Genomic DNA, 11,556 nt, shown 5'->3' on the forward strand with positions numbered 1-11,556 from the left:
CCGTCTCCCCAGCCCATTCCCCCCGCACACACAGCAGTCTGACCCCACGCCAGCACCCGCGAGGCCAGAACCCGAGATTTTCAGTGATCTTCTAGCCGAAACCTTCCGCCGCACCCCACCCACCGGTGAAGCCGAGATCGGCAGACCCGTTCCACCAGCCTGACGCGAACGCGCAGGTCAGGGGCCGGGAGGCGGCTCCGGGGCGGAACGTACCTGCCAATCCTCGCCTACGCCCCCTTCGGCCCCGCCTGCTGCACCACCTCGAAGGACCACAGGGTGGAACCGGTGGCCGCGGGCTTCGGGCGCTCGGCGCCCTCTCCGCCACCCTGGTGCGCGGCCTTCATCGGCCCCTCCAGCCACGCCTGGAAGGACTCCTCGTCCCGCCAGCGCGTGTAGACGAGGTAGGTGTCGGTGCCCTCGAGGGGACGTAGCAGCTCGAACCACTCGAAGCCGTCGGAGCTCTCCACCGCGTGGGCCCGGGAGGCGAACCGCTTCTCCAGCACCTCCCGCTGCTCGGCGGGCACGGTCAGCACGTTGATCTTCACTACGCTCATGGCACCATCCTGGCCCACCGCCCTCGCGCTCCGGCGCCGCCCCGGGGTGTCGCCGCCGGTCGAACACGTGCATGATTGGGGGGCGTTGCGGGCGGGACCGGTGAGGGGGACGGTAACGGTGCGGAGAGCGCGGGGAGCGGGAGGGACCTGGGCAGGCACGAAAACCGGGACGCTCACGGCGGTCGCCCTCACCTGCACCCTCGCCTCCACTCTCCTCCTGGCCTCCTGCGGCCCCTCCGGCGGCGCCGAATCGGCCGGGACGAAGCCCCCGCACGCCCCCGCCCGACTCCCCGTCCCGCCCGGCAAGGGCAGCAGGGTTCCCGACGACTTCAACGGCGACGGACACCGCGACCTCGTCCTCGACGACCTCGTCAAGGCGCAGAGCCACGCCGACGACGCCGGCATCGGGATCGTGTACGGCAGCGCGCACGGACTCGTCCCCGGCGCACGGCAGTTGCTCACCCCGAAGAAGCAGGCCGCCCCCGCCGAGGGCCGGCTCCCGGCCGTCTTCGACGCGGAGGAGAGCTGCGACCTGGACGGCGACGGCTTCACCGACCTGATCGTGTCGACCGACCCGCCGTACGACGGACAGGGCCGGCCCCCGGTGCCGCTGCAGATCCTCTTCGGCTCGCCGGCCGGGCTGACCGGACGCGCCGTCCGGCTCACCGTCCCGGCCCGCGCCCGCTTCGGCGACGACTGGCCCGACCAGCCGGTGTGCGGCGACTTCGACGGCGACGGCGGCGAGGACCTGGTGCTGCACGCGTCCGGCGGCCGACTGACGTATCTGCGCGGCCCCTTCAGCCGCCAGGGCGCACCGCACGCGGCCGGCGCCCCGCTGCCCGCCCCCGGAGAGGTGCCCACCGGCCCAGCGGCCGATGTGAACCGGGACGGGTACGACGACCTCCTCGTCCGGGCCGCCGACGGCCCCGGCAAGGCCGCCGTCGTGCTCGGCGGACCGGCGGGACCGGCCCGCACCGGCACCGTCCTGCCCGCCGGCAGCGATGTGGCCCTCGGCCGCTTCGGCCGGAACGCGGCGCTGGACGCTGCGGTGGGCACCACGGCGGAGACGTCCCTGCGCTACGACCTGCCGGCCGCGTCCGCCCGCGGCACCCTCCGCTCCCTCGGCCCGACGCTGGACGCCGCCGACTTCGACGGGGACGGGCGCGACGAGCTCGTCTCCGGCGGCTCCCGGCTGCGCGTCCTGCGGGCCGGCGCCGGCGGCCTGTCGACGACGGGAGCGGTCACCGTCGCACCGCCCGCGCCCGGCACGACCCGTGTCCTCGCGGTCGGTGACTTCGACGGGGACGGGCGGGCGGACCTGGTGGTGCGGACGCACCGGGGCGAGACCAAGGACACGGTCGCCGTCTACCAGGGCACGGCGCAGGGCCTGCTCGCATCGAGGCCGGCGACCACCTTCTCCACCTCGGAGTTCCTGGCGCCGTAACGCGTCGACCCGACGCGCACAGCAGCCACATGAATTTACCCAGCTCACGTACAACCCTTACGCATCCCTGCGTGTCTCCTGATCGCCGACCGCCCGGTGAACCGTGGGACAACTCACAGCGAACGGGGACGGTCCGCAGCCCATCGACTCCGGATGTCAGCCAGGCATCCCCCGCATGCCGCAGGAGAAACCCGCATGCACAAACCTCTGCGACTCGCCCTCGCCACGGCCACCGCGGCCGCGCTGACGGGCGGTCTGCTCACCTTCTCGGCCGCGACCGCGACGGCCGCGGACTCCACCTCCGTCCCGCAGGCCGACTTCAACGGCGACGGCGTCGGCGACGTGGCCTTCTCCGCCGACGGCGCCTACGTGAACGGCCACAGCGCCGCGGGCAAGCTGGTCGTTCTCTACGGCACGAAGAGCGGCGGCATCTCCTCCGCCAAGCGCTCCGCGATCAGCCAGGACACCACCGGCAACCCCGGCACCGCCGAGGCCGGCGACCACTTCGGCGCGGAGACCGCGTACGCCGACTTCAACGGCGACGGCTACGACGACATCGCGGTCGGCTCCCCCGGCGAGGACGTCGGCACCGACAAGGACGGCGGCGGCCTCGCGATCCTGTGGGGCTCGGCCTCCGGCATCACCGGCAAGGGAGTCTCCATCGCCGACCCGGCTCCCAGCGCGCACGACTACTGGGGCAAGAACCTCGCCGCCGGCGACTTCGACGGCGACGGCAAGGCCGACCTGGCCGTCGGCAGCTCCGCCGCCACGATCTACGTCTTCAAGGGCGGCTTCAACGCCTCCGGCGTCCCCGGCGGCAAGTACACGATCAAGCCCCCGATCCAGGGCACCGACGCGAACGGCCCGCTCAACCTGACCGCCGGCAACATCAACGGCGGCCCGGAGACGGACCTGGTGGTCGACGGCTACGAGACCAGCACCGACTACGGCTGGAACCGCAACTACTACATCCCCGGCACCGCGAGCGGCCTGGACATGTCCCAGTCCGAGACCCTCAAGCCCGGCGTGATCACCGCGATCGGCGACATCGACCACGACGGCTACGGCGACATCGTCAGCGGCGCCTACTGGAACACCACCACCGAGGACGGCACCGCCGTGCCCGACTCCGGCAAGGGCGGCAAGGTCTGGGTGACCTACGGCTCCGACGGCGGCCCCCTCACCTCGAGCGCCACCGGCATCACCCAGGACACCGGGAACGTCCCCGGCACGGCCGAGGGCAACGACTGGTTCGGCTACGAGCTCGACCTCGGCGACATCAACGGCGACGGCTTCCTGGACCTCGCGATCGGCGTGGCGGGCGAGAACATCGGCACCGCGACGAACACCGGCTCCGTCGCCGTCCTCTACGGCACCGCGAAGGGCCTGGACACCACCACCGGCGCCCAAGGCTTCGCCCAGTCCACCCCGGGCGTGCCCGGCAACGACGAGAAGGACGACTACTTCGGTACGGACGTCAAGCTCGACGACGTCACCGGCGACGGCAAGGCCGACCTGATCGTCGGCTCCCAGGAGAACGCGGGCGACGGCGCCGTGACCTACCTGCCCTCCGACGGCACGAAGATCACGACGACCGGCTCGCGCTCGATCTGGCCCGGCGACTCGGGCGTCTCCACGTCGGGCACGCCGTACTTCGGCGCCAACTTCGCCGACTGACGCTCCGCGCCCCGGCAGTCGCGGTCCCCGCGCGCTCGCAGCGCGGGGACCGCGACCGCGTGGGCCCGGCCCCGCCCTCGGCCGCAGGCTCCCGTCCAAGCTCCAGCCGCTCGACCAACCGACCCCTCGGAGAACCTCGATGCGCAAAGCCACCTCCGCCGCCCTCGCGGCCACCCTGCTGACGGCAGGCCTGACGCCCCTGGTGCTGAGCACTCCCGCCACGGCCGCGGTCGCCAAGAACTACGACGACTTCAACGGCGACGGGTACCGCGACCTCGCCTTCCTCGGCCACAACCAGGGCTACCACACCGGCGGCGCTGTCACCGTCGTCTACGGAAGCGCGAACGGCCTGGACACCGCGCACACCCAGACCGTCGACCAGGACAGCGCCGGCGTGCCCGGCAGCGGCGAGGAGGACGACAGCTTCGGCGACGCCCTCACCGCCGCGGACCTCAACAAGGACGGGTACTCCGACCTGGTCGTCGGCAACCCGACCGAGCACGTCGGAAGCGCGGAGTACCGGGGCACGGTCACGATCCTGTGGGGCTCCCGCTCCGGCCTGTCCGGCGGCACCACCCTCACCCCGAAGAGCACCGCGAACGCCTCGCAGGCCCACTTCGGCTCCGACCTGGTCGCCGGCGACTTCACCGGCGACGGCTCGCCCGACCTCGCGGTCATCGGCGGGATGGAGGCCTGGCTGTACCGCGGCCCCTTCACCAAGTCGGGCGGCACCGGAACCGTCAGCAAGATCGACAAGGAGAACGCGGGCTGGTACTCCTCCGGTCTCGCGGCCGGCAAGGTCGACGGCGACGGCAGGACCGACCTCGTCGTCCTCGGCGAGCAGTTCCCCAGCGCCGCCAGCAGCACCCCGGCGCAGCGCGTCTGGTTCCTCAAGGGCTCGTCCTCCGGCCTGGTCTCGGGGGCCTCCAAGACCCTGGACTCCGCCGCCGTCGACGCGGCCATCGGCGACTTCGACAAGGACGGCCACGGAGACATCGCGATCGGCCTGCCCGACCACGACAACGGCAAGGGCGCGGTGACCGTCTGGCGCGGCGGGTCCTCGGGCCCCAGCGGCTCCACCACGTTCACCCAGGCCACCGCGGGCGTCTCCGGCACCCCCGAGGCCGACGACAACTTCGGCCGGGACCTCTCGGCCGCCGACACCAACGGCGACGGCTACGCGGACCTCGCGGTCGGGGTGCCCCTGGAGGACGTCGACGGCCACGAGGACCAGGGCGGCGTCCACGTCTTCCGCGGCGGTTCCGGCGGCCTGACCGGCACCCGCTCCTCCTGGATCGCGCAGACGGCCGCCGGCCCGGTCACCGTCGACGCCGAGTTCGGTTACACCGTGCACCTGCGCGACCTGACCGGCGACGGCAAGGCCGACCTGGCGATCGGCCTGAGCGGCGGCGCCGTCCTGCTGCGCGGCACCTCCACCGTCCCGACGACGTCCGGGGCCGTCCACCTGACGACCGTGGGCGGTCACTTCCTGGACTGACGGCCGGCCGAGGGTGGGGCCGGGGGGCGGGGAACCGGGGGAAACCCCTGAGCGCCCCCTGGTCACGTCCCTGACGGTCCCTTAGGGGATGTCACAGGTCGGCCGCAAAGCCGGGCCCGGACGCCCGGGCCCGGCACACCACTCTCCGGGACCAGGTACGTTCGATGACGTGGCTGGATTCAGGATCGGACGCGGGGGCCGGGACAACCGCACCCCCCAAGGACAGCAGGCGCCGCAGGGACCGTCGTACGGCCGGCCCGGACCGCAGCACGGTCAGCCGGGGCCGTCGTACGGGCAGCCCGCGGGGCCCGCGTACGGCTACCCGCAGGCGCCGCAGCGGCCGTACCCGCAGCAGGGGCAGCCGCCGTACGGCCGGCAGGGGCAGTCCTACGGGCGGCCGGGGCAGTCGTACGGCCACCCGGGCCCGGCCGACGACGGGCCGGAGTACTTCGGGGACGGCGGCTACCCGGGCAACGCTCCCGGTCACGACCCGTACGCGGCCAACAACCCGGGCCACACCCAGGCGTTCTCGGTCGACGAGGCCGCCGGTTACACCCAGGGCGCGACCTACCAGGCCGGCTCGGCCCCGGCGCCCGCCGCCCCGCTGGGCCCGCCGCTGCACTGGAAGCAGCTGCTGAAGGGGATCATCCTCTCCCCCGACCAGACCTTCCTGCGCATGCGGGACTACACGATGTGGGCCCCGGCGCTCTTCACCACCTTCCTCTACGGCCTGCTGGCCGTCTTCGGCTTCGACGGCGCCCGCAAGGACGCGATCGGCGCCACGCTGTCCAACGCGGTGCCGATCGTGCTGATCACGGCGGTCGTGATGGTGCTCGGCCTGTTCGTCCTGGGCGTGGTCACCCACACCCTGGCCCGTCAGCTCGGCGGCGACGGCGCCTGGCAGCCCACGGTCGGCCTGTCCATGCTGATCACGGCCCTCACGGACGCGCCGCGCCTGCTGGTCGCCATGTTCGTCGGCGGCGACGCGACCTTCGTCCAGCTGCTCGGCTGGGCCACGTGGATCGGCGCGGGCGCCCTGCTGACCCTGATGGTCTCCCGCTCCCACGATCTGCCCTGGCCGAGGGCGCTGGGGGCGTCGGCGATCCAGCTGATCGCGCTGCTGTCGATCGTGAAGCTGGGCACGTTCTAGTCCCCCGTCCCAGTCCCCTGTGAGCGCGAAAGGGCCCCCGGCATTCCAGCCGGGGGCCCTTCTCGCATGCGCATCGTCGGAGCGGGATTTCTGTGGGCGTGAGTTCTGCGGGAGGGAGTTCTGCGGCTGTGAGGGCGAAATGGACGAGGGGAAAGGCGTATGCCGCAGCAGGCCAAGTAATCGTTCAACGCGTGTCGTCGCCATCCTGTCCCTGAAAGCGGTCGAGTGAAGCTCGCCGAGCGTTTCTTCACGATCAGCGCCGCTGCGACGGCGGCGATTCTCTTCGGCGCCGGCGGCGCCCAGAATCAAGGCGACGGGGGCTCTTCTCACTGCTGGGCAACATTCCTTCTTCGGGTCGCTCATCCGGCGAAACCGGCCGAAAAGGCCGACACCCCCGCCGGAAATCAGACCACCAAGGTGCCGGGCACGGGAACAGGGGGCTCCTCCCGCTGCTGGGTAAGTCACTCGTCAACTTCCACGCCTGCAATCCGCCGGGACACGCCCGGATCGGGCAACGCCTTCACGGGCAACCAGTAACATCAACGCCACCAGAACTGAGGCGCCGAAGGCGCGCACATAAAACAGTCCGGCGACCGGGTGCCTGTGCACCAGCGGCCGCCGGACTGTGAAGTTCAGCCGTTGTTGTTATTGTTGTTGTTGTTCGCGCCCCCGCCGTTGTTGTTGTTATTGTTGTTGTTGTTCGCGCCCCCGCCGTTGTTGTTGTTATTGTTGTTGTTGTTCGCGCCCCCGCCGTTGTTGTTGTTATTGTTGTTGTTGTTCCCGCCCCCGCCGTTGTTGTTGTTATTGTTGTTGTTGTTCCCGCCCCCGCCGTTGTTGTTGTTATTGTTGTTGTTGTTGTTCCCGCCCCGGCCGTTGTTGTTGTTATTGTTATTGTTGTTGTTGTTCCCGCCCCCGCCGTTGTTGTTGTTATTGTTGTTGTTGTTCCCGCCCCGGCCGTTGTTGTTGTTGTTATTGTTGTTGTTGTTGTTGTTGTTGTTCCCGCCCCGGCCGTTGTTGTTGTTATTGTTGTTGTTGTTGTTCCCGCCCCGGCCGTTGTTGTTGTTATTGTTGTTGTTGTTGTTGTTCCCGCCCCGGCCGTTGTTGTTGTTATTGTTGTTGTTGTTCCCGCCTCCGCCGTTGTTGTTGTTATTGTTGTTGTTGTTCCCGCCTCCGCCGTTGTTGTTGTTGTTATTGTTGTTGTTGTTCCCGCCGTTGTCACTTGGCGCCATCGTGTGAGCGACCGTAGGCGTCGGGGCGGCGAAGGCGGCGGACGGTACCAGGGCGCCTCCCGCGGCCAGTGCAGCCGAGGCGGTCAGTACCGCAGTGCGCTTTGCGATCTTCTTCAGCATGATGATTCCTTTTCGGTGATTCGGACTGTGCCGATTCGGATTCGGGGCCCACTTCATTTGCGGAGGATTCTCCGAGCGAGCCATCCGTTCGATCTGATGACTCAATTAGGCCCCGCCGCTCCGCCCCGCGTCATTTCCCGAAATCTCGTGACTTGACAGACGACGGCAAGCCGTTGTTTCCTACGCTCTCTTTGGCTGGGACGCTCTACCGGAGTCGTACCGGTTTGAGCCGCGAGAACCGGGGAACCCACGTCCGGGCTTCTTTCGTCAGCATGCTCTGACCGCAGCCGGGGACACATCGGGTGGACACCCCAAGTTCCACCCCGGCACACCCCACGTCCCACCCCGGAATCCCGAAACAGCACCCCACCTGCCGACCTGTCTTGATCGGTCTGGATCTTTTGCGCTGCTCCGGCCACCGAGAGAAACTGGCTGGTGATGGACCTGCTAGAGCGAGAGGCCGTGCTCCAGGACCTCACCGGTCACCTGCAGGATGCCGTGAGCGGCCCTGGACGCCTGGCCCTTGTACGCGGCGAGGCCGGCATCGGCAAGACCAGCGTCATCAACCGTCTTGCCCGGCTGGCCGATCCCCACATCCGGGTCCTGGTCGGCGCCTGTGACCCGCTGGCCACACCCCGCCCCCTGGGCCCCCTGGTGGACCTGGCCCCGCACTTGGGTCGGGCGGCACGCACCGCCCTGACCGGAGCGCTTGCCGGCACCTGCCGTTCCGACGAGGTCTTCGACTGCCTCCTCGCCGACCTGAGCTCCTACCCCAGCCTGCTGGTCGTGGAGGACGTCCACTGGGCCGACGAGGCCACGATGGACCTGCTGCGCCACCTGGCCCGGCGCCTGCCCAGCGTTCCGGCGCTGGTGGTGGTCACCTATCGCGACGACGAGATCGGCCGCACCCACAACGTGACCGCTCTCCTCGGCACCCTGGCCGGCTACTCCTGGGTGTGCCGCCACGACCTGGCCCCGCTGAGCCGTCGGGCCGTGGCCCGGCTCGCCGCCGGACACGCCGTCGACGCCGAGCAGCTGTATCAGGTCTCCGCCGGCAACCCGTTCATCGTCACCGAGATCCTGGCCGCTCCCGCCGAGCCCATCCCGGCCACCGTGCGCGAGGCCGTCGCCGGCCGCCTGGCCGGCTTGTCGGACGCGGCACGCGGGGTCGTCGACGTGCTGGCCGTCCTGGGGCGCCGGGTTTCGCTGCCGCTGCTGGCCGGCCTGCTGCCGGCGCCGGAGGAGGCGCTCGACGAGGCCGTGGGCTGCGGAATCGTGCGGACCGACGGGCACATGGCCGAGTTCCGCCACGAGCTGACCCGGCTGGCGGTGCTGGAGTCCGTGCCCGCCGCCTACCGTCTGCGGGTGCACCGGCAGGTGCTGACGGCGATGCGGTCCCGCCCGGTCGCCTCGGACGATCTGGCCCTGCTGGCCGATCACGCCGAGGGTGCCGGGGATGTGACGGCCGTGTTGGAGTACGCGCCCGCCGCGGCCGCCCATGCTGCCGCCTCGGGCGCGCACCGGGAGGCCGCCGCCCAGTACACCCGCGCCCTCAGGTACGCCGACCGCCTGCCGCCCGACCAGCACACCTTCCTGCTGGAGGGCCATTCGCAGGCCTGTCTCCTGTCCAGCCGACTGGACGAGGGGGTCGCGTCTCGCCGTAGGGCGGTGCAGCTGCGCCGTGCCCAGGGCGACCGGCTGCGCGAGGGCGAGGACCTGCGCTGGCTGTCGTGCTGGCTGTGGCCGGCCGGGCGGACCGTCGAGGCCAGACGGACCGGCCTGGACGCGGCGCGGGTGCTCGAAGGTCTGGAGCCGAGCCGGGAGCTGGCCCGGGCGTACCTGAACCTCTGCCAGCTGGCCTGCTACGGGCACGAGGGCGTGGCGGTGATCACCGCCTACGCGGACAAGGCGATCGCTCTGGGTGAGCGCTTCGGCGATGCCGGGGCGGTCGTCCAGGCCCGCTTCCATGCCGCGGCGGCACGCATGCTGAGCGAAGGAACCGGCTGGGAGGACTGCGAACGGGCGGTGGCCGGCGCGATGGCGCAGGATCTGCCGGAGGACGCGGGTTTCCTGGCGCTCATCATGTGCTGGTTGATGGCGCTGCAACGTGATGCCGCCCAGACCACCGAGGCCGTGAACCGGGCGGAGGCCTATTGCCTCGATCGCGACCTGTTGTCGTACCTGCTGTGCACGAGGGCCTGGGGCAGCTGGGGTCTGCTGAACCGGGGCCTGTGGCCCCAGGCCGCCGACGCCGCACAGAACGTCCTGTCCCATCCCAGCTCACCACCGGTCGTCCGGGCCCTCTCTCTGACCGTGCTGGCCCTGGTGCGGGCCCACCAGGGCAAGGGCCAGGTGTGGCCGCTGCTGGAGGAAGCCGGGAGCCTGGTCGACTCGAACTGCCTGCTGGACACGGGCCTGGGGTGGGAGGCCCGGGTCGAGGCGGCCTGGCTGGCCGGTGACCACGAGCTGGTGCGGACGGAGGCACAACGCGGTCTGGACGCGCTGGCGGACCGTACCCATCCCTGGCTGTCCGGGTCCCTGGCCTGCTGGATCCGCCGCGTCGGAGGGACACCCCCGCAGGTGGCCGCGGCCGGACCCTACGCGCTGGAGCTGGCCGGCGACTGGGCCGGCGCCGCCGCCCAGTGGGACACGCTCGGCTGCCCGCACAACGCCGCGCTGGTCCGCCTGTCCGGCGACGCGCCCGCGCTGCACCAGGCCCTGACCGCCTTCGAGGCCCTCGGCGCCCGGCCGGCCGTGGCACACACCCGCGCCGTGATGCGCGCCCTCGGCATCCGCCCCATCCGGCGTGGCCCGCGGGCGGCCACCCGGGCCAATCCGTACGGGCTGACCCTCCGGGAGATGGACGTCCTCAAACTGCTGCACGAGGGCCTGTCGGATGCCGAGATCGCCGCCCGCCTCTACATCACTCCCAAGACCGCCGGGCATCACGTGGGCGCGGTACTGAGCAAACTCGGCGTCCATTCCCGCCAGGACGCCGCCCGCAAACTCCACCATTCCGAGCGCTGAAGTCCACGCGCGACCTTGAAGTCCCCTCGCCACTTCTACGGGTGATGAGCATGCAGAAAGCACCTTTGCGGAGCATCAGCCTCATGGCCGCGGCCGCCTCCTGCTGCATGGCGTTCGGCGCCTGGGGCGCGGCAACCGCTGACGCGAGTGCCCTGCCCCAGAAAGCACGGTCCGCACTTCAGTGTTACGCGACACAGAGCGACCCCAACGCGACCGTGTGCTACCGGTCTTCGTGGAAGGCCGAGTACAGACACGGCGAAGTGGTCTACGTCCCCATCCTCATCCAGGTGCCCACGCCGTCACCTCCACCGTCCGTGACGATCGTCGACAGCCTGAACGACATCCGCCCGACCGGCACGAGCCCGGGCGACGGTCCGGTCCCCCGTTGACCGCGCCTCAGGCGTCGAGAACCTGCCCGGCCCGCTGCACGACGGGCGGTTCGACGCTCCATGCGGCCTTGACTCGATCTGTGCTTTACCCCGACCTACGCCTCCTGGGCCAACCCGATCGAGGCGCACTTCGGCCCACTGCGGCAGTTCACCCTGGCGAATTCGAACCATCGCAGCCATCCCGCGCAGACCCGGGCCCTGCACCGCTACCTGCGCTGGCGCAACGCCAACGCCCGTCACCCCGACGTGCTTGCCGCCCAGCGCAAGGAACGCGCTCGCATCCGCAGTGAGAAGGGCATCCGCTGGGGCGGACAGGCCCGGGCAGCCGCAGCGTGATACTGAAGCCGGTCGGCGCCGACGTCCGGACGATTAGGGCTCAGTGCGTTGTGGCAAACCGGATTTCGTTCGAAGTGTGCGGCGCGGGTGATCATCTGGACAGAGGTACGGGTGCGGCCGTGGGCATGAAAG

General features: G+C 70.6%; 7 protein-coding genes and 1 pseudogene. 6 read left to right on the forward strand and 2 right to left on the reverse strand.

Annotated features, from left to right (window positions below; all coding sequences use genetic code 11):
• Nucleotides 1–227 precede the first annotated feature (227 nt).
• Entirely contained in the window at nt 228–554 is a 327-nt protein-coding gene (locus tag ACIBJF_RS48635) for an antibiotic biosynthesis monooxygenase family protein (protein WP_399184312.1), read from the reverse strand.
• Between the two features lie 118 nt (nt 555–672).
• On the opposite strand from ACIBJF_RS48635, the gene ACIBJF_RS48640 reads away from it, so the two are divergent.
• From ACIBJF_RS48640 to ACIBJF_RS48655, 4 genes are all read left to right on the forward strand, one after another.
• Nucleotides 673–1,998, forward strand: coding sequence for an FG-GAP repeat domain-containing protein (locus ACIBJF_RS48640; protein WP_399184313.1), 1,326 nt, complete (start codon nt 673–675; stop codon nt 1,996–1,998).
• A 195-nt stretch (nt 1,999–2,193) separates the two neighbouring features.
• The gene (locus ACIBJF_RS48645; protein ID WP_399184314.1) at nt 2,194–3,675 is read left to right on the forward strand and encodes an FG-GAP and VCBS repeat-containing protein; all 1,482 of its coding nucleotides are present in this window, start codon (nt 2,194–2,196) and stop codon (nt 3,673–3,675) included.
• Between the two features lie 139 nt (nt 3,676–3,814).
• On the forward strand, nt 3,815–5,173 hold the full coding sequence (locus tag ACIBJF_RS48650) for an FG-GAP and VCBS repeat-containing protein (RefSeq protein ID WP_399184315.1): 1,359 nt from the start codon (nt 3,815–3,817) through the stop codon (nt 5,171–5,173).
• A gap of 88 nt (nt 5,174–5,261) precedes the next feature.
• Complete coding sequence (locus tag ACIBJF_RS48655; protein ID WP_399184316.1) at nt 5,262–6,323, forward strand: YIP1 family protein; 1,062 nt, start codon at nt 5,262–5,264, stop codon at nt 6,321–6,323.
• Nucleotides 6,324–6,955: 632 nt separating this feature from the next.
• On the opposite strand, the gene ACIBJF_RS48660 is transcribed toward ACIBJF_RS48655, so the two are convergent.
• Complete coding sequence (locus ACIBJF_RS48660) at nt 6,956–7,672, reverse strand: hypothetical protein (RefSeq protein ID WP_399184317.1); 717 nt, start codon at nt 7,670–7,672, stop codon at nt 6,956–6,958.
• Nucleotides 7,673–8,110: 438 nt separating this feature from the next.
• Here ACIBJF_RS48660 and ACIBJF_RS48665 point away from each other — a divergent pair, with 438 nt between their 5' ends.
• Both ACIBJF_RS48665 and ACIBJF_RS48670 read left to right on the forward strand, forming a co-directional pair.
• Nucleotides 8,111–10,699 (forward strand): ATP-binding protein, encoded by a 2,589-nt coding sequence (locus ACIBJF_RS48665; protein ID WP_399184318.1) that lies wholly within the window; start codon nt 8,111–8,113, stop codon nt 10,697–10,699.
• Between the two features lie 461 nt (nt 10,700–11,160).
• A pseudogene (locus ACIBJF_RS48670) lies at nt 11,161–11,424 on the forward strand (IS630 family transposase); the annotation flags it as partial.
• Nucleotides 11,425–11,556: the final 132 nt, after the last annotated feature.

The sequence above is a fragment of the Streptomyces sp. NPDC050743 genome, assembly GCF_044456925.1.
In the GTDB taxonomy this organism is placed as follows: Bacteria; Actinomycetota; Actinomycetes; order Streptomycetales; family Streptomycetaceae; genus Streptomyces.